The sequence below is a fragment of the Acinetobacter sp. CY81 genome (assembly GCF_059515925.1).
Map to the genome: position 1 here is coordinate 34,423 of NZ_JCAKNC010000005.1, position 19,165 is coordinate 53,587.

The following is a 19,165-nucleotide window of genomic DNA, read 5'->3' on the forward strand; positions in this document are numbered from 1 at the left end:
ATAACGATAGGTCAATGACCCATTCTTCATCCATGTATTAGAGTACAAAATGTATTTACCTGAACAATTCGAAGAAAAAAGGGCAGACGTGCTCATCGATTTAATTCAAAGGCATGCACTGGGCTGTTTGATTGTTCATGCTCATGGTGAGCTAGAAGCCAATCATTTACCTTTTGAATATGATGCAGATCAGCATCTTCTGTTGGCACACATTGCGAAAAAAAACCCTCTATATCAACGCTTAGAGCAATCACAGCCAGCTCTAGTGGTATTTACGATAAATGATGCTTATGTCTCACCCAATTGGTACGAGGGTAAGTTTAAACATCATCGAACAGTGCCGACATGGAATTATGCGGTGATTCACGTCAAAGGTCAGGTCAGTCTGATTGAAGATGAGAAAGCCCTGCGTGGCATTCTTGCTAAACTGACAAGACGTCATGAAGCACAACAAGAAAAACCGTGGAAAATGGGTGATGCACCTCGGGATTACATCCAAGATCAGTTGCAACAAATCGTCGGAGTTCAAATTGAGATTCAAAATCTCATCGGTAAATTCAAACTCAGTCAAAATCGAAGTGAACAAGACATTCGAAATGTTGCATCTGCTTATCAGCAAAATGGTCAGTCACAGCTTAGTGAACTGATGCTAAAAGCATTAAATGAATAATTTCATTACCCAATTAGGCATCCATTTTTCTACGTCATTGATTTTTGATTCAATCAAATAGACCACCGTTTGGTGGTCTATTTTTATATATAGATTTAAGCAGTTAAGAAACGCGTAATCGCGATACGTAACTGTTTTAAATAACCTGTAAAGAAATGATTCGCACCAGGGAGAACAGTCAAAATATGACGTTGTGGTTTTGCCCATTCGATCAAGTCAGAAAGTAGGGTAACTTCATCTGCTTCACCATGAATAAACAAAATATCACCCTTAATCGCAGGTGTGACATAGTGACGAATCCCTGCAACAGTTGCAGTCGGTAAGCCACATAGAATCACTTGTTCAGGTTGAATTTCATCTGGTAGTGCATGATAAGCCTTTGCCATCACATGCGCGCCAAAACTAAAGCCACCTACATAGAAAGGTAGCGTAATGTGTTTTTGACGAACTTGTTTAATGACTTCTAAAATATCATCGGTTTCGCCAAAGCCTTCATCATGGACGCCATCACTTTGGCCAGAACCACGGAAACTAGGACGATAAACGACATAACCACGCTCTAAGAACATTTGAGCAAGCAGAGTGGGTACTTTGTGTTGTGGGGTGCCACCTTGGAGTGGGTGAGGGTGACAAACGACAGCAAATCCTTTCACATCGCCCTGAGGATAGTCAACAAAAACCTCAATTTTGCCAACAGGCCCTTGAATGAACATTTGTTCAGACATAAATTTACCGATTAAATAGCAGGGGAATCGGATATTTTACAGTCAATAGAGGCAAAAAACACAAATGGAAAAAAAATAAGTCTACTGTTATAGTTTGTTTAATTGTTTTTTGATCAGGTTTCTATGCTCGCCTTAATTTCCCCTGCTAAGACGTTAGATTATGAATCTACACTTCCAACTGATGCACATACTTTACCAAGACTTTTAGAGCATTCACAACAGCTTATAGACGTAAGTCGTAAGCTTTCAGCAAGTGAAATCGCTAAACTCATGACGGTCAGTGAAAAGATTGCAAGCTTGAACGTCGCTCGCTTTAATGATTGGAATCAAGACTTTAACTTTGCCAATGCACGACAAGCGATATTTGCATTTAAAGGTGATGTGTATACAGGCTTAGATGCCTATGCATTGGCAGATCAAGAGATTGCGTATGCACAGCAACATTTACGTATGCTGTCGGGCTTATACGGCTTATTGCGTCCATTAGATTTGATGATGCCTTACCGCTTGGAAATGGGAACCAAATTAGCCAATCCACGTGGTCATAACTTGTATGAGTTTTGGGGCAATATCATTACCGATTTAATTAATGAAGATTTAGCAGAAGTGAAATCTGAGTTGTTGGTGAATATCGCATCTGATGAATATTATAAATCAGTGAAAGAATCTAAAATTAAGGCAGATATTATCAAGCCTGTATTCTTAGATCAGAAAAATGGAAAATACAAAGTCATCAGTTTTTATGCGAAAAAAGCGCGTGGGTTGATGGCACGCTATATCATTGAAAATAAAATTGAACGTACGGAAGATTTAAAATCTTTCAATACTGATGGTTATTATTTCGATGCAGAGAGTTCATTGAAAGGTGAGTTGGTGTTTAAACGTGATGAACAGGCAGTGTAAGTTATAACCTTGATTTGGCAAAAGGCGTAAGCAATGGACATTTATCTGGATCAGTTTAAATCACATTGGTTACGCTTTTCTTCAAAACTTTCTTTAGAGCTGGTTGTGAGACAAACGTTGCTTAATACGCTCATTACCGCCTACACAGAGCCACAACGTGCTTATCATAATATTCAGCATATCGTTGAATGTTTAGCACTTTTTCAAAATATCGAATCTGAATTAAATGATCCTATCGCTGTTGAAACAGCTATTTGGTTTCACGATGTTATTTATGAACCGAAAGCGTCTGATAATGAATTACAAAGTGCTGAGCTCATGAAGCAGCTCTGCAATACATTTTTGTCAGAACAACAAATTGAAAAAGTGTACCAATGGATTATTGCGACACAAAAGCATCAATCTTCTTATGATCATGACCTGAATAGTTTGTTGGATATTGATTTAGCAATTTTGGGAAGTAACGCAGAACGGTTTGCACAGTACCAACAACAAATTCAATTTGAATATGCTTGGGTAGAATCAGACGTTTATCAAGTGAAAAGAAAACAAGTTCTACAGCAGTTTGAGCAAATGAATCCTATTTTTCAAACAAGTTATTTTAATCAGCGCTTAGAAAAACAAGCTAAACGTAATTTGGCTGATTCCATGAGTGTACTGATTTAGAAAAAATATCTTTTATTCGCCGTAAACGAAAAATACTTTCATCACAGCGCTAAATTTATGCTTCAAGTTGAAAAAAGGCTATGCTCATGAAGAATAGCCTTTGATTTTTTAGAATTAAAATTCAATCTAAAAATAGTTTAGATTCCTTTGAATGCTTCTATTGCACGAATTCGACTTTGCTTTAAATCCATAATCGGTCTTGGATAATTAAGCTTTAGATTCGGATTTTTAGCATAAGGATCATGAATACTTTTGGCATCTAAATGTGCAAGTTCTGGTACCCAGCGACTTATATAGTCACCATTAGCATCGAATTTCTGAGATTGGCTGATCGGATTAAATACTCTGAAATAGGGCACTGAATCAGTTCCTGTCGAAGCACACCATTGCCATCCACCATTATTTGCCGCTAAGTCACCATCCACCAGATGTTGCATAAACCATTTTTCACCCAAGCGCCAATCGATCAATAAGTTTTTACTTAAAAACATCGCAACAATCATGCGGACACGATTATGCATCCAGCCTGTGGCTAGCATTTGACGCATACCTGCATCAACAATGGGTACACCAGTCAAACCTTGTTGCCAAGCTTTAAGGTCTTCAGGGGCATCTCGCCATTGAATCTTTTGGGTATTTTCCTTAAATGGTAAATGTTTCGAGACTCTTTGAAAGTCATAGAGGATGTGTTGATAGAACTCGCGCCATAATAATTCATCTAACCATGTCTGCTGACCTTCTGAATCAAAATTTAAATACCCTTGTTGCGCGCTAAACAGCGCTTGAATGCATTGGCGAATAGAGAGCATGCCAATATTCAAATAAGTAGAAAGTTGACTGGTACCTTTTAAGGCAGGTAAGTCTCGTTCAGCTTTATAAAATTCGACTTGGTCTTCGATAAATTGATTTAAAACATCTAAGGCATGTGCTTCACCAACGGCAAGTTGATGATCATTTTTTTGAAATTCGGGATAAAAAGTTTCTATCTGAGGAATCGGTTTAAATAGTGCTTCATCTAGGGAAATTTCAGGCTGAGCTTGAGGTATGTCATAACAAGTGGGTAGGGAAATACTGAGCTGCTCATAGCAGTTTTTTTTGAATGCGCCGAATACTTGATAGGGTAGCTGAGATTTATTGCGAATCGATCCAAGTGGAAACAAGGTACGATCATCATAAAGTTCGAATGCAATATTTTTCTCTTTAAGTGATTGCTCGATAGCTAAATCACGTCGTATTTCATTAAAGCCTGCTTCTTGATTGGTATGTACAGTCTGAATCTTAAGTTGCTGACATAGTGCTGTGATATGAGCAGGAATATCAGTCCATAGTGAAATGGTTTTGACCATTAACGGAATATTATATTGAGCTAAGCTATTTTTGAGTTGTTGTAATTGTCTTAGGTATAAATCAATCTTGATCGGGGCATCATCATGTAGCTTCCATTGATCAGGCGTAAGATAAACTAGGGCAATGGTTGAGCCTGCTTGAGTGGCATGCCATAAGGCTGTGTGATCATGAATGCGTAAGTCTTGCCTAAACCAAATCAATTGCATAGCGAACTTCAATATCGGAGCTTGTTTTGATTATATAAATATTAAAGTCAGTCATCGTTTATGCAATGTAAAGATTTGATCTATTTGAAGATAAAAGCAACAGATCAGTAGAGTTTGGGTTAGGTTAAAAACAAGCAATAAAAAAGGCAAAGTAAGTACTTTGCCTTTTTACCATCAAGATCAAATGATCTTAGTGGTGGTGACCACCTGCACCGTGTACGTGACCGTGATCTAATTCTTCTTGAGAAGCTTCACGAATTGACACGATTTCAACATCAAAAGTTAAATCTTGACCAGCCAATGGGAAGTTAGCATCAACGATGATGTTGTCGCCTTCAACAGATTTAACAGTTACGATTTGAACGCCATCATCAGTTTGAGCTTGGAATTGCATACCAGCTTCGATGTTTTCAACGCCTTGGAACATTTGCGCTGGAACTTCTTGAACTAAGTCAGCGTTGTATTCGCCGTAACCTTCAGCAGCAGGAACATTTACTGTAAATTTGTCACCTACAGCTTTGCCTTCTAACGCTTTTTCAAGACCAGGAATGATATTTCCAGCACCGTGCAAATATGCAAGTGGTTCTGCTTGAGATTGGTCGAGAGTCTCGCCTTCAGCATTAGTCAATTTATAGTTAAAAGAAACCACAAGGTCATTTGCAATAACAGTCATGTTAATGATCCATACAATATTTTTAAGGGTACATCATAAAGTGAAATACAGTTTTTGTAGACTAAATTTGCTAAAAAAATGCATTTTCCATGGTTTAACCATGTTTTATGATCGTTTTTTCATAGATTGGGGCATGTTTTCAGATTTCAATGCAATTTAATTTTAGGTGCAATTTTACGTGTAACAAAATCTTTAGCCGTCAATAATCCTGCATGGGTATAGCCATAAATCGTTGCTTGATGTAAACGGTAGAGTGATACGTACATTGATTTTGCTACAAAGCCTTGAACATTGACTTGCCCGAGTAGCTCACCGACTGCTTTATTTTCACTTAAAGAAACCAATGAGCCTTTGTCGGAGAAGTTGAACATGGGTTGCTGTTTGCCCTTAATTCGCGCTTTGATCGCTTCAACCATAAAAGCAGCTTGTTGGCTGGCAACTTGTGCACGAGGACCAAGTGGTTGATCTCTGGCATCTAATACACAATGCGCACAATCTCCTAATGCAAAGATATTCGGATCGGCTTTGGTCTGCAATGTTGCGAATACTTCAATACGCCCCATGCGATCTTTAGTGAAGCCTTCGAGTTCTTGAATCACTTTAGGCGTTTTAATACCAGCAGCCCATACTTTAAGTTCGGCAGGGATACTGGTGCCGTCATTAAAATAAATATGCTGAGCATCGACTTTTTCAACGCGTTTAGCTGTCAGAACATTAACTTTCATCAGTTCGAATTGTTTTAGGCTATGTTCAGCCATTTTCTCAGACAGGGCAGGCAGAATTCGATCTGCACCTTCAATAAGGCTAATGACCACTTTTTGAGGATTAATTTTGTTTAAACCATATTTATAAAAGTTTTGTTTGGCTTGAACCAATTCTGCCGCAAGCTCAACACCTGTTGCTCCCGCACCAATAATTCCAATATGTAGTTCGCGATCTGAATTTTGATTTTGCGCATCTAGGTACAAATGCAATAAATCTTGTTGGAAGATTTCAGCTTGAGTAGGTGTGTCTAAATAATGACAAAACTCTTTCACGCCTGTTGTATTAAAATCATTCGATACTGACCCGACTGCCAAAATTAAAGTGTCATAACTAAGAGTCAAAGTCTCATTGGTTTGTTCATATTTTGATGCTTGAGACTTGGCTAGAATAATTTGTTTTTGATCACGTTCAACTTTATCTAAGCGACCTAATATAAACTCATAATGATGTTTGGCTGAATGTGCAAAATAATTAGTACCTTCATCATGCGTATTCATGGTACCCGCAGCAATTTCATGTAATAGCGGTTTCCAAATATGCGTCAGCTTTTGATCGACTAACGTGATTCTGGCTTTTTGAGATTTACCTAAGAGGTCACCGAGTTGAGTTGCTAGTTCGAGACCACCAGCTCCACCACCGACAATCACGACATGATGCAGTTCTGATTGATTTACTTTAGACATAATTAACCTATTATTATTTGATTTAAAAGCATAAAAAAAGAGATGGTATTAATATGCCATCTCTTTTCTTTAAATCATTCTTAATTGTTCAACATGTTACAGATTTACAATAAAAAGTTGATTAATTTAGTCAAGATTGAGTAATTCCAATCAAAAAAAGTATTCTAAATAGGGATGATTACTCTACTTTGATTAATTCTACTCTACGGTTTTGTGCTTTGCCTTCATTAGTGGAATTACTCACGATAGGAACGTCTTGTCCAAATCCTTTGTACTCAAGTCGATTTGCCGATACATTGTTTTCAATTAATGCTGCACGGACAGATTGTGCTCTTTTCTCTGATAGTTGTAAGTTTCGTTTAGCATCACCTGTATTGTCAGTATGTCCCTGAATGGCGAGTTTAAGGGATGGGTTCGCATTTAGTAGTTTGACGATTTCATCTATAGTTGCGGAACTTGATGATTCAATTTGAGATTCATTTACTGCAAAATTGATATAAACAGTCGCTTTACCTGTATCCGCTATACTTTTTTCAAGCGCTTGAGAAGTCGTGACTTCTTGAGTTGATGATAACTTTATAGGTGCAGTCGTATTCGCGTTGGTTTTAAGCTCCATCACTACTATTTGGGGTGCGTTGAGACTAAGTTGAGCGATGACAGGAACACCATCCTTATTTTTAAAACCATAGGTCAATGTTGGATGACCAATATTAACTTCGCTTTTTTCAATAGCGTCAGGAATACTTTCATATACAGCATAAGGTATTTCCTGATCATTCAGTTTTTGAGCGTCAAGCTTCTCCATTTGTTGTTGAAAGGCTTGAGTCATTACGCTATTTGAAAATGAACTTAAGTGATCTTTAGTTGTAATGGGAGCAGTATAAATTTTTCCTTCAAAAGGTTTAACTGCGTTTTGAACAGCGAAGTAGAATTTTTCATTTTCCAGTAGGTGATGACCATTGGTGGTATAAATTTCAGGGAGTTCGATATATGGAAAGGCAGTACTTGCTAAATCAGTTTTTGGTAGTTTTTCAGGATCAAATTCTTTTTTTTCAACTGTAGCTTGATGATTTATAGTTGCTTCACTAGTTGTTTGATTGGCTTGAGCATCTTGCGGAGCTGGTTTTTCTTTGGAACAAGCGATCAGACTGAGTGTGCAAAACCCAATTAGGCAAAGAGATTTGATTCTCATTTTTTGTTGGCTCTAAATGTTATTCATATTTATGAGTTAGCATAGCGATAATTAAGCTTAAATGAAGTATTTGTTTAGTAAATGATAAATAAAAATGGATTGTAATAAGAGATTATTTATATAGTTTTTTATTCTTATAGAATAAGAGGCTTTTATGTAGACCTTACTTTCATAACGCTTAGAGAAAGCTTGAATTAGAATGCTGATATTTATTACATTCTAATTCATAACAATTGATTCAAAAATAATTTCAAAAATATTGGAGCTTATCCCTTTAGTTTAATAAATGGATTTTAGCCTGACCTTCAGATCCAAATGAGAATAAAGTTTTAAACCAGTTAATGCATTTCTCAAACCAAGAAGCTTCCTCGATCTTTACTTCATCTTCAATCATGATGCTTTGAATCAATTTATTGTCTTGATAAACATTCACCTGAGCCAGTTGAACCATTTTGGCTAATGGCGCGGTTAATGATGAGTTCACAAGCTCTACATTTAAGTGTGTTTTTGTTTGAGTTAAGGGTTCGACTGCAGTCACAACGCCAAATTGATCAGGTTGCATGATGCGATAATTCACATTATCAAACTGATTTAAATCAATTGCAGCTTCAGGATTGTATAGGGCAGTCGTGGCAAGTTTAGGTTGCTTAGATTCAACCTTGAACATTTTCAGAGTGGATTGGACGACTGGCAGTTCTGCAATCAGTTGCTTGTCTTTAATGATGACTTCATTACGACTGTAGGTATAAGCCAAATTCATCAACTTATGAGCAATATCGGCACGTTTAAATGCATTTTGAGCGCCCAATACCACCACGATCAAACGACGGTTGGGTGAATCAAAATTAGTGGTAAGACGATTTGCAGTTAAAGCAAGGTTAAAACCTGCGGCTTTAGTAAATCCAGTTTTTAAGCCATCCACGGTCGCATCTTGTTTGAGCAAAATATTAGTCGCGCGGTGGAAATGTAAGTTGTAAGTAAAGCTTTGTTGTTTTGAATAATACAGATAATCAGGTGTTTCTAGAGAAAGCGCCTGACCCAATAACGCCAAGTCATGTGCTGTTGAATAATGATCATCCATCGAAATACCTGCGGTATTTGAAAAATGTGTATCCTTCATGCCCAATGCTTTGGCTTCTTGGTTCATTCGCGCAAGAAACTTTGGAATATCTCCTGAAATTCGTTCAGCCAAAGTCACAGCAGCATCATTTGCAGACATCACGATCAAACCGGCCAAAAGCTGATCGACAGAAATTTGTTCACTCGGCTTTAAGTACATTTGGGACTCATCCCACTGCACGATATTGACCACAGGCGTTGCTGTTAAAATTTCATTCTTATTTAACTTACCTGCTTTTATGTCTTTTAGTGCGATATAAGCAACCATCATTTTGGTCAGTGACGCAGGGGCGCGTTGTACGTGGCTATTATGCTCTGCAATGATTTGACCTGATTGAGGGTCTAAAATCGTCCATGCTTCAGCTTCAACGCTAAGCGGGTCGATCTTGAGTAAGCTTGCATGTGCAAATGTGGTGCAGAAAAAACTGATCAGAAAGCAGAGTGAGATGATGATTTTCAACGGTATTACCTTTTAGAGCCGATCCAGTGGCAGTGATATATCAAGCACCCCGCATGCTATGCCTTTTTTTTTCGCTTCGCTAGTCAGTTTTGTAGACAAATACAACGAACTGAGCAAGTCTTGTAAAAAAAATGATAATCTAGATACAAATTTTCGCTTTAGTATTTTAAAGACTTATTATGTTGCATTATCAGATCGAATTTGACGATTATCGTCAGCATCTCATCCACGTGACTCTACGTTTTGTTGCACAACCAACTCAAGTGTTGTCACTACCGACTTGGATTCCGGGCAGTTATTTGATTCGTGAATTTTCAAAGCATATTGAAGGTGTCCGTGCTTATGATGAAGATGGTCGTTTATTGCAAATTCGTAAGAATGAAAAAAATAAATGGCAACTTTTCAATACTGATTTTGAGCTGATCACGGTTGAATATGATGTATACGCCTATGATCTATCTGTCCGTGGGGCGTATGTTGATCAAACACGTTTATATGTCAATCCAGCATGTGCATGTTTAGGTTTAGAAGGTCAGGATGATAAAGCGATTGAAGTGGAATTATTCTTACCACCTGAATTAAAGCATTTCCAATTGGCGACTGGCTTACCTTCAAAAAGTTTAGTGAAGGGACGTTATACCCTTAAAGCGCAAAACTATGCTGAACTGATTGATTCACCTTTTGAATTGGCAGATCAAACGCGTTTTAGTTTTGAAGCGAATGGCATTCCGCATGAGTTTGTGGTTTCAGGCAAACATGCCATGAATGAACAGCGTATGAAACAAGATATTGAAAAGATCTGTGCCACAGAAATTTCAATGTTTGGTTCAGCGCCATTTGAAAACTATACCTTCATGACTATGGCAACAGGCAATAGCTATGGTGGTTTAGAACATCCAAACAGCACAAGTTTGATTTCACCACGTGATGATCTACCAAAAGCCAACGAGCCTGTAGAACCTTCTACAGATTACCAACGCTTTTTAGGTTTGTGTAGCCACGAGTATTTCCATTCATGGTTGGTGAAATTCATTCGCCCTGAAAATTTTGTGAATTATGATTTAAACAAAGAAGGCTATACCTCTTTGCTTTGGATCTTTGAAGGATTCACCTCTTATTATGATGATTTGATTTTGCTTCGTAGTGGTGTGATCAATCAAGAGTCATACATTAAACTGTTAAAATCACAAATTGATCGTTATCTACAAAATCCAGGTCGTGCAGTTCAGACGGTTGCAGAGTCAAGTTTTGATGCGTGGGTGAAGTTTTATCGTCAAGATGAAAACTCAAATAATGCAGGCACGAGCTATTACAACAAAGGCTGTTTAGTCGCGCTTTGTTTAGACTTAGGTTTACGTTTACGTGGATCAAGTCTTGATGCTTTGATGCGTAAGTTGTATGAAAATGCGCAAAATGGCATTCAGGTCAATGAACGTACCATTTATGAGTTAGCGAATGAGCTAACAGGTGATGATTGGTCTGAACAAATTAATCATTTGATTAATACCACAGATGAATTACCGCTTGATCAGCTATTCCCAGAGTTTGGCTTAAGCTATACATTGAATCATGATAAGTCATTGCCATTTGGTTTGAAGTTAGCAGATAAACCTGAGGGTGTATTGATTCAGTCTGCGCGTCGTGATGGTTCAGGCGTTCTTGCAGGGCTTTCTGCGAATGACGTGATTGTGGCAATTGATGGTTTAAAAGCCACAGCGAAACTTGTTGAGAAGTATGCGAAGCAAGACGGTACTTATATCGTTTATGCATTCCGTCGTGATGAGTTTATGCAGTTTGAAGTGAAAGCATCAGGCAGTGCATTAACTGAAGTTAACCTGAAAGTCGAAGATCAAGCTAAAGTGGAAAAATGGCTTAAAGCTTAATTGCGTAGATGTATAAATTCATAAAAAACCCAACTTAGGTATGGGTTTTTTATGATCAACTAACATTATTAATTGGTTTTAAATGGGAATTTAGTAATCTTGAGCTCCATATATATTATCTTATTATTTTTTTCAATGTTTTGAACATTAAATGAAAGATGTTAAATTATACAAAATACAAATTTTTCTTTTTTTAAAATTAATTACTAACTAAATAGGAGGTGAATGTTATGACAATTGAGCACGAATATACATTCTCTCTATATGTTAGTGGAATAAAGCTCAAAGAAATTAATCCTTTAGACTCAGCAAAGTTACTTGAATCCCTATGCAAAATGTTAGGCTCAAAAAATTTAGTATGGGGGGATGTAAAAGAAGGGTCTGCAGATTATTGCGTTAAGTTCGATGATCAGTATTTTGATGAAAAAGTAGCTAGTTTTCAAAAATCAGTAAATGATGAGACAGGCGCTTATAAAACAATTACAGATTTTTTGAATAAATATCCCAAAGCAAGTACATTACTTCGCTATAAATCCTCTGCTAACGACGAATATATAAAGTTACATGAGTTTAAAAAGAAAGAAGATGGATTTATTTTCACTCAGCCTGAATCTATTAGAGGGCGAGTTATTGGTCTGAAAGAGGGTAGTGATAAGACAGACCACATTCAAGTTCAAACTATTGCAGGAAATAATGTCAATGTTGCAATATCACCATCTTTATCTATGAATTTAGGTAACAAATGGCGTACTCAACATCAATTACAGTTTATTGGTAAGGCAAAATATAGATATAGAAATTATAACGATCTAGAACTCATTGAATTTACTGCTGATAATATTCAAGAAGTTGAAGATGGAAATATTTTAGATTGGATAAATGATTTTAAAGATGCAGGGGATAGTGGTTGGAACAAGTTTGATGACCCTATAGAAGAATGGCTTAAGGAGCGTCATGAGTGATTGTTGCTATTGATAATAATATTTTGGTAAATCTCGTATCAGATAGAGCTATTTATAATAATCTTGAGACTTTTTTACATCAGAATAATGCAATATTATTAATCCCAACACCAGTTATTGCAGAGTTTACGGCTCATGACTTCAATAAGCGACGCATTCAGCTTTTAGCATATGAACATAGTAAAGTCCTTACAGGAATTTTGGATAAAAAAGCTTCTTTGATTACAGGCGAGTTAGCTTTTAAACTTCATAAAGATATATTTAATGAACACAAGCAGAAAGTTAAAGTTGATTTACAAATAATTGCAATTGCATTAGCAAATGGAGCTGAAATACTTTTATCGGAGGATACGGGTATTCAGAAGTGTGTTAATAATCTTGAATTAGATTTGAAAATTTATTCGAGATACGATTTGAAAATTGGCTTAGATTTATTTGATGATGAATAAATTTATTATTTAATCACTTAAAAAAGGATGCCTAAGCATCCTTTTTTATTAAATCAATTAACCGCGACCACGTCCACGCCCACGCGGTGCTTTAGTATTTGGACGTGTAGTACCATTGGTTTTACGCTTCGGTTTCTCACTTTCATCCATCTGCCAAATACGCTTCGTACCAGAGGTCTTCTTCACAGAACCATCTTTATTTTTACGAACCATCGGCTTACCACCAGTACCACCCGGTTTTTTCACATAAGAACGTGAACGGTATGGTTCTTCAGCAGGAATGCTTTGGAAATCAGGATACAACAACGGTTCGATTTCTTTAGTTTCACCTGGTTTTAAACCCATTTGAATTAAGTCAATCGCACCAATTTTGGTACGGATTAAACGAAGCGTCGGGAAACCAACAGCAGACGTCATACGACGCACTTGACGGTTACGACCTTCACAGATTGAAATCTCAACCCAAGACGTTGGAACAGATGCACGGAAACGAACAGGCGGCACACGTTCCCATAACCATTCAGGCTCAGAAACTTTTGCTGCTTTAGCAGGCAAAGTCATGCCATCTTTCAGCTCGATCCCTTGTCGAAGTTTTTCTAAAGCTTCTTCAGTCACATCACCTTCAACCTGAACCAAATAAGTCTTAAATTTCTTATTTTCAGGGTTCGTGATGTATTGGTTTAAACCACCGTGATCGGTTAAAAACACTAAACCTTCAGAGTCCATGTCCAAACGACCAGCAAGACGTAACGATGGATCGTTTACGAAATCAGCCATCGTTTGGTGCTTTTCATCTGCACGAAACTGGGAGAGAACGTCATAAGGTTTATTTAAAATTACAATTTTCATTATAACCAACTGATATAAATGAATAAAATTTGATGCTTAAAAAGGTGCGCGAATGAGCAACCTGTTCTAGCGAATGTGGAGTGGGGAAAGAGGTATGCCCACAAATAATGCGGGAGATTATAGCAGACTTTTTAAATCTAGAATGAGCAGTTTGAAATTAACCATCATTCGAGCTTGGTGAATATTTATTCAATTTTGAAATGTACACATTTCACATATAAATCTTGAGCAAACAGGATTTAGACTAGAATCAGATGAGAAAAGACGTTTGCTTAAAACCTAAAACAAAATGAATTAAGAATCCGCATAAAAAGGGAGTGTTTATACTATGGGTTATCAGAAGATCGTTATTCCTGCAGATGGAAGTAAAATTACAGTAAATGCAGACTTATCACTCAATGTTCCCAATCATCCAATTATTCCCTTCATTGAAGGCGATGGTATTGGGGTAGATATTACCCCGACCATGAAAGCTGTGGTCGATGCAGCCATTCAAAAAGCCTATGCTGGAAAACGTTCGATTGTTTGGATGGAAGTCTATTGTGGCGAAAAAGCCAATAAAATCTATGGCAGTTATATGCCAGAAGAAACTTTTGAAGCGCTTCGAGATTATGTTGTTTCGATCAAAGGACCATTGACTACGCCAGTAGGTGGTGGGATTCGCTCTTTAAATGTTGCATTACGCCAAGAACTTGATCTCTACGTCTGTGTCCGTCCAGTACGTTGGTTTGAAGGCGTCCCTTCACCTGTACGCCGTCCTGAACTGACGGATATGGTGATCTTCCGTGAAAACTCTGAAGATATTTATGCAGGTATTGAATGGAAAGCAGACTCACCTGAGGCCAAAAAAATCATTAAATTCTTAAAAGAAGAAATGGGAGTGACCCAAATTCGTTTTGAAGAGAATTGTGGTATTGGTATTAAGCCTGTGTCCAAAGAAGGCACACAGCGTTTGGTGCGTAAAGCCATTCAATTTGCGATTGATAATGATAAGCCGAATGTAACCTTGGTGCATAAAGGCAACATTATGAAATACACCGAAGGTGCTTTTAAAGAATGGGGCTATGAAGTCGCAATGGAGCGTTTCGGTGGCGAACTTTTGGATGGTGGACCTTGGGTGAAAATTAAAAACCCTAGAACAGGCAAAGACATCATCATCAAAGACGTGATAGCCGATGCTTTCTTACAACAAATTTTGATGCGACCATCCGATTATTCTGTGATTGCCACACTGAACTTAAATGGTGACTATATTTCAGATGCTTTGGCGGCAGAAGTTGGTGGTATAGGGATTGCACCGGGTGCGAATATTGGTGGTGCGATTCAAGTCTATGAGGCAACACATGGTACAGCACCGAAATACGCAGGTCAGGATAAGGTGAATCCGGGTTCAATCATTCTTTCTGCTGAAATGATGCTACGTGATATGGGGTGGAATGAAGCTGCTGATTTGATTATTAAAGGAATCTCAGGAGCGATTGCAGCGAAAACAGTGACCTATGATTTTGAAAGACTTATGCAAGGTGCCAAACTTTTACGTTGTTCTGAGTTTGGACAGGCAATCATTGAGCATATGAATGATTGATCAATAGATTCCATTCAGTTGTTGATGAATAAAAACCCACCTTAAGGTGGGTTTTTATTCATGCAAGATTCATCGCTATTAGATTCATCGTTATTAAATGTATTCAACTTGTTCTTTCTTTCGTGTAATCCAAAAGAATTGCACGGTTCCAAGTAATAGAACGAACGCAGCCAATAAGAACTGCTGATGGTAATCGACCCCTAAAACTTGTAAGCCACTAAAACTCAATCCACCGATCAGTTGCACAGTTGCAAACAGAATGGTTGCAATGCTCCATAGCTTTTTATAAGAAGCAGTATAGCGTTGCAAAATGGTGTAGGAGGTTAAAAAGACCACAGCAGGGTTGAGTAGACCTGTTAAGAAAGAAGACATAAAGGTGAGTATTGAATATTGGCTGACGATTGCAATCAAGATCGCAAATACATAACAGCTATATAAGATTTTTAAAGCTTGAATATTGTCAAATTTCTTGGCGAGTAGGTATGAGGTAAATGCGCCGAGTGAACTTCCCAGTCCGTAAAGAATCCAATTTAAATTCATCCAATACAAATCAAGCTGTAATACATCGGTTAAATAATCAATCCAGAAAAGCGAATGGGGTACATAGGCAAATGCACTCGCACCATACACTGCAAGCAAACTAAAAAAGAAGATATTCAGTTCTGTTGTGGTACGAGTTGATGCAACCTGAGTCGATAGTTGTGCTTTGAAGCGACTTAGGAATATGCTGAGCACAATCGTTATGATGCCTGCAAAGCTTGCCAAGATTAGCCATGCAGTTTGTGTCGAGATTCGGTCAAGATAAGGTAAAAATAAGGTCGCAAGTAAGACACCGATGCCAATACCACTAAAACCAATGAAGTTGATTTGAAAGCGGTCTTTGAGTTCACAGCATTGCGCCACAATACTGGGGGACAGAATCATAATTAAGCCCCCACAAATGCCCGATACGATTCGCCAAAACATGTACCAAGTTTGCGGGAAATTATCAAAGGCGCAGCACAGTAAACTTAAACTGCCTGCGATGGCAGCACCTTGTATATACAGCGTCATGCGCCGTGTTTGTGGTAGACGCATCGCCCAAAATGCACCAATGAGATAACCCAAAAGATTTGCACTGCTTAAAATACTGGCAAATTGCGCTGACCATTCAAAGCTTTCGCGTGTACTGGGTAATAATGCGGTGTAAGAAAATCGAAAGATGCCGATGCCTAGACACATGCACAGGCAAAGAAAAATACTCAGTTGAGCTTTATTGGTAGAGAACATCCTGTTCCTCTATTTTTAATATATAAAAATGATTTAAATCTATAGTATTGATTTGAGTGAAAAGTGTCCAATTAAAATACAGGTATTACACTTAAGTATGAGGATTCATTAATTTTATTGAGTGCTCAAATCACTCATACACAGAATTTAAGGAATTGATACATAGGGAAGAATTACTTAGACATTGATACCTAAAGCATGATTTAACGTTGCTGAAAGTTATACAGATTTAACATTGTGAGCTGAGGATGATTATGTCAAATATGTGTAATCAAATGATAACTGCACTGATTTTATAAATTTAAAAATAATATTGGGTTAGAAATCATAAGTGTTTACAAGTATTCATTTTTAGAAGTATTCATTCTTGAGAGCTTTATATATGAATAAAGTGCACATTATCCTGATGGTAGGCATGTTGAGTTTATTGAGTGCATGTCAGCCACCACCTTCAGGTGAATCTGCTGGACTGGCTTACCCATATCTATATTATCAATTACAACAACAGAAACTTTCAGAGACTTTAGTTGTACCTGTTGAAGGTGTGAAGCCAAAACAAATTGCCGATACTTGGGGAGGTGCTCGAAGCGAAGGAAGAAAGCATCAAGGCGTGGATATCTTTGCAAAAAGGGGAACACCTGTCCTGAGCAGTACTCAAGGAATCGTGTCTCAAGTCGGTTTAGATCGACTTGGCGGTAAAGTGGTATGGGTGATAGGACCCGCGTTGAGTCGTCATTATTATGCTCACTTAGATGAATATTCAAATCAAATTCAAGAAGGCGATTGGGTTGAAGTTGGGCAAGTGCTCGGATATGTGGGCAATACAGGCAATGCTCAGAATACGCCACCCCATTTGCATTACGGGATTTATTTACAAGGCTCAGGTGCGACTAATCCTTACCCATTTTTACAAGAAAAATAGTCTATTGATCAAGAGTCTTGAACTTAAGGTTGAGCCTAAAATGGAAACTGAATATGACTAAAAATGCTGAACAAATACCTGGAAATGCTGAGTGAAACTGGGTGAGTGTTTTGATTGATTGTGTGAAGAAGGTAAACATTTAAAGTGAATGATCAATGATTTCATTGAGATTTAAATTTGTGTGCTTACGTTGTCTTATTTAGATACAGGCTCATGCTTTGATCTATTAGAAAATGGCGTATGTTGAAGGAGTGGTCACACAACGACTCATTGATACTAGCAATGATCGGAATTGGAAAATGGTCACTTTTTATTTTATTCAATAAATTAATGGTCAATACATCAATCATTCATCGGAGTACTATCATGTCAAATCAACAGCATAATCAGCATCAGAATCAACAAAACCAACAACAGCAACAAAACCAGCAAAATGAAAACCAACAGCAACAACAACAGCAACCTCAGTCTGATCAGCAAAAACAGCAGCAGCAACAAAACCCAAATCAACGCCAACATAATCAGCAAAATCAACAAAACTTAAATCAGCAACAACAACAGCAACCTCAATCTGATCAACAAGGTCAGCAAAACCTACAACAGAAGAACAATCAACAACGTGAATAGAATGATGTCCCATCCCCATAATCTGAAGAAATGAGTTAGCTTGATAAAAGCTAGCTCATTTTTTATGTGTACCTTTACCGTATTACCCATTTCATTTTATTCAGTTGCTGATAAAACTTGAATGTTGAATAGAAAATGTAATTAATGGTAAAACTGTAAAAATTAATCTCCAAAATCACTATAAAATACAAAAATTAAAAGAATCCCCAATTTTAAGATGAATGATGGAAAGCTGAGATTTATTTCAAATCAAATTTACAGTGATCCATTATTCACTATGATGGGAAATATGGCGTTATGGAGAGTAAAAATGAAGATGTACCAAGTGGATGCGTTTACAACTGAGCTGTTTAAAGGAAATCCTGCGGCGGTGATTGTAAGTCACGAATGGTTAACAGATTCATTGATGCAAAATATTGCGGCAGAAAATAATTTAGCCGAAACCGCTTTTGTTAAAATTATTGATCCTGAAAACTTTGAAATTCGTTGGTTCACACCCAAGGTTGAGGTGGATTTTTGTGGGCATGCAACACTAGCAAGTAGTTTTGTTTTATTCAAAGATTACACAACAGCGAAAACCATTCAATTTCATGTAAAAGATTTAGGCATCTTTACCATTCAACAAGCCAATGACGGCAAAATTTTGATGAATTTTCCGACTCGCCGTCCGCATCGTGTTGAAGAGTTTCCAGAACTATTACATCAAGTGATTGATAAACCGTTTAAAGAGGTTTATTTAAATCAGCAGGCGTACATCTTAGTATGTGAGTCTGAACAGGATGTGATTGATGCAAAACCAAATTTTGCCATGATCAACGCGATTGCAGAGGCGTACGAAGTCAGTACTTCGATTACCGCATCTGATGCGCCTGATATTTCAATCACATCGGCTTCAAATAAATACGATTATGTTGCTCGTTATTTTGCACCGCATAAAGGTATCGATGAAGACCCTGTAACGGGTTCAATGCATACTGGACTTGCACCTTTATGGGCTGAAAAATTAAATAAATATAAATTGGTTGGCTTTCAAAGTTCTGAAAGAGGGGGAGAGTTGCACTGTGATATTCAAAGCAATGATCGTATCGAAATTTCAGGTTATGCAAAACTATACATGACGGCTGAAATTCATTTCTAAGAGAAAACTTAGGCATTAACTTGCTTTAAATTACAGTCGTTATTGATTTGAATAGCGACTGTAGAATCGTTG

At 37.5% G+C, this 19,165-nt stretch carries 18 protein-coding genes; 10 read left to right on the forward strand and 8 right to left on the reverse strand.

Going from position 1 to position 19,165, the window contains the following annotated elements; all coding sequences use genetic code 11:
• Positions 1 to 49 precede the first annotated feature (49 nt).
• Entirely contained in the window at positions 50 to 670 is a 621-nt protein-coding gene (locus AC5YDM_RS07825; RefSeq protein WP_496151560.1) for an FMN-binding negative transcriptional regulator, read from the forward strand.
• Positions 671 to 765: 95 nt separating this feature from the next.
• Here AC5YDM_RS07825 and AC5YDM_RS07830 read toward each other — a convergent pair whose 3' ends face one another.
• Positions 766 to 1,395 (reverse strand): alpha/beta hydrolase, encoded by a 630-nt coding sequence (locus AC5YDM_RS07830; RefSeq protein ID WP_496151561.1) that lies wholly within the window; start codon positions 1,393 to 1,395, stop codon positions 766 to 768.
• A gap of 123 nt (positions 1,396 to 1,518) precedes the next feature.
• On the opposite strand from AC5YDM_RS07830, the gene yaaA reads away from it, so the two are divergent.
• Positions 1,519 to 2,298 (forward strand): peroxide stress protein YaaA, encoded by a 780-nt coding sequence (gene yaaA, locus AC5YDM_RS07835; protein WP_496151562.1) that lies wholly within the window; start codon positions 1,519 to 1,521, stop codon positions 2,296 to 2,298.
• A gap of 33 nt (positions 2,299 to 2,331) precedes the next feature.
• Positions 2,332 to 2,964, forward strand: a complete 633-nt coding sequence (locus AC5YDM_RS07840) for an HD domain-containing protein (RefSeq protein WP_496151563.1) — start codon at positions 2,332 to 2,334, stop codon at positions 2,962 to 2,964.
• Between the two features lie 137 nt (positions 2,965 to 3,101).
• On the opposite strand, the gene AC5YDM_RS07845 is transcribed toward AC5YDM_RS07840, so the two are convergent.
• The 5 genes from AC5YDM_RS07845 to AC5YDM_RS07865 form a co-directional block, all read right to left on the reverse strand.
• Positions 3,102 to 4,517: a cryptochrome/photolyase family protein gene (locus tag AC5YDM_RS07845; protein WP_496151564.1), complete on the reverse strand. Its 1,416-nt coding sequence runs from the start codon at positions 4,515 to 4,517 to the stop codon at positions 3,102 to 3,104.
• Positions 4,518 to 4,707: 190 nt separating this feature from the next.
• Positions 4,708 to 5,190, reverse strand: coding sequence for a peptidylprolyl isomerase (gene slyD, locus AC5YDM_RS07850; protein WP_496151565.1), 483 nt, complete (start codon positions 5,188 to 5,190; stop codon positions 4,708 to 4,710).
• Between the two features lie 146 nt (positions 5,191 to 5,336).
• Complete coding sequence (locus AC5YDM_RS07855; RefSeq protein ID WP_496151566.1) at positions 5,337 to 6,638, reverse strand: NAD(P)/FAD-dependent oxidoreductase; 1,302 nt, start codon at positions 6,636 to 6,638, stop codon at positions 5,337 to 5,339.
• 178 nt (positions 6,639 to 6,816) lie between these two features.
• Positions 6,817 to 7,830 carry an OmpA family protein gene (locus AC5YDM_RS07860; RefSeq protein WP_496151567.1) on the reverse strand — a complete coding sequence of 338 codons (1,014 nt, stop codon included), beginning with the start codon at positions 7,828 to 7,830 and terminating at the stop codon, positions 6,817 to 6,819.
• A gap of 274 nt (positions 7,831 to 8,104) precedes the next feature.
• Positions 8,105 to 9,409 (reverse strand): D-alanyl-D-alanine carboxypeptidase family protein, encoded by a 1,305-nt coding sequence (locus AC5YDM_RS07865; protein ID WP_496151568.1) that lies wholly within the window; start codon positions 9,407 to 9,409, stop codon positions 8,105 to 8,107.
• Positions 9,410 to 9,588: 179 nt separating this feature from the next.
• Between AC5YDM_RS07865 and AC5YDM_RS07870 the strand changes: the two genes are divergently transcribed.
• The 3 genes from AC5YDM_RS07870 (at position 9,589) to AC5YDM_RS07880 (ending at position 12,703) form a co-directional block, all read left to right on the forward strand.
• Entirely contained in the window at positions 9,589 to 11,292 is a 1,704-nt protein-coding gene (locus tag AC5YDM_RS07870; protein WP_496151569.1) for a M61 family metallopeptidase, read from the forward strand.
• Positions 11,293 to 11,522: 230 nt separating this feature from the next.
• Entirely contained in the window at positions 11,523 to 12,254 is a 732-nt protein-coding gene (locus AC5YDM_RS07875; protein WP_496151570.1) for a hypothetical protein, read from the forward strand.
• Positions 12,251 to 12,703 carry a hypothetical protein gene (locus AC5YDM_RS07880; RefSeq protein WP_496151571.1) on the forward strand — a complete coding sequence of 151 codons (453 nt, stop codon included), beginning with the start codon at positions 12,251 to 12,253 and terminating at the stop codon, positions 12,701 to 12,703. The genes AC5YDM_RS07875 and AC5YDM_RS07880 overlap by 4 nt, the downstream gene beginning before the upstream one ends.
• Before the next feature lie 57 nt (positions 12,704 to 12,760).
• Here the strand turns inward: AC5YDM_RS07880 and AC5YDM_RS07885 are convergent, their stop codons facing one another.
• The gene (locus tag AC5YDM_RS07885; RefSeq protein WP_496151572.1) at positions 12,761 to 13,552 is read right to left on the reverse strand and encodes an rRNA large subunit pseudouridine synthase E; all 792 of its coding nucleotides are present in this window, start codon (positions 13,550 to 13,552) and stop codon (positions 12,761 to 12,763) included.
• A gap of 328 nt (positions 13,553 to 13,880) precedes the next feature.
• On the opposite strand from AC5YDM_RS07885, the gene icd reads away from it, so the two are divergent.
• Entirely contained in the window at positions 13,881 to 15,137 is a 1,257-nt protein-coding gene (gene icd / locus AC5YDM_RS07890; RefSeq protein WP_496151573.1) for an NADP-dependent isocitrate dehydrogenase, read from the forward strand.
• A 93-nt stretch (positions 15,138 to 15,230) separates the two neighbouring features.
• Here the strand turns inward: icd and AC5YDM_RS07895 are convergent, their stop codons facing one another.
• Complete coding sequence (locus tag AC5YDM_RS07895; protein WP_496151574.1) at positions 15,231 to 16,406, reverse strand: YbfB/YjiJ family MFS transporter; 1,176 nt, start codon at positions 16,404 to 16,406, stop codon at positions 15,231 to 15,233.
• A gap of 382 nt (positions 16,407 to 16,788) precedes the next feature.
• Between AC5YDM_RS07895 and AC5YDM_RS07900 the strand changes: the two genes are divergently transcribed.
• From AC5YDM_RS07900 to AC5YDM_RS07910, 3 genes are all read left to right on the forward strand, one after another.
• The gene (locus AC5YDM_RS07900) at positions 16,789 to 17,328 is read left to right on the forward strand and encodes a M23 family metallopeptidase (protein WP_496151575.1); all 540 of its coding nucleotides are present in this window, start codon (positions 16,789 to 16,791) and stop codon (positions 17,326 to 17,328) included.
• Positions 17,329 to 17,694: 366 nt separating this feature from the next.
• Entirely contained in the window at positions 17,695 to 17,955 is a 261-nt protein-coding gene (locus tag AC5YDM_RS07905) for a hypothetical protein (RefSeq protein ID WP_496151576.1), read from the forward strand.
• A 310-nt stretch (positions 17,956 to 18,265) separates the two neighbouring features.
• Positions 18,266 to 19,093: a PhzF family phenazine biosynthesis protein gene (locus AC5YDM_RS07910; RefSeq protein ID WP_496151577.1), complete on the forward strand. Its 828-nt coding sequence runs from the start codon at positions 18,266 to 18,268 to the stop codon at positions 19,091 to 19,093.
• Positions 19,094 to 19,165: the final 72 nt, after the last annotated feature.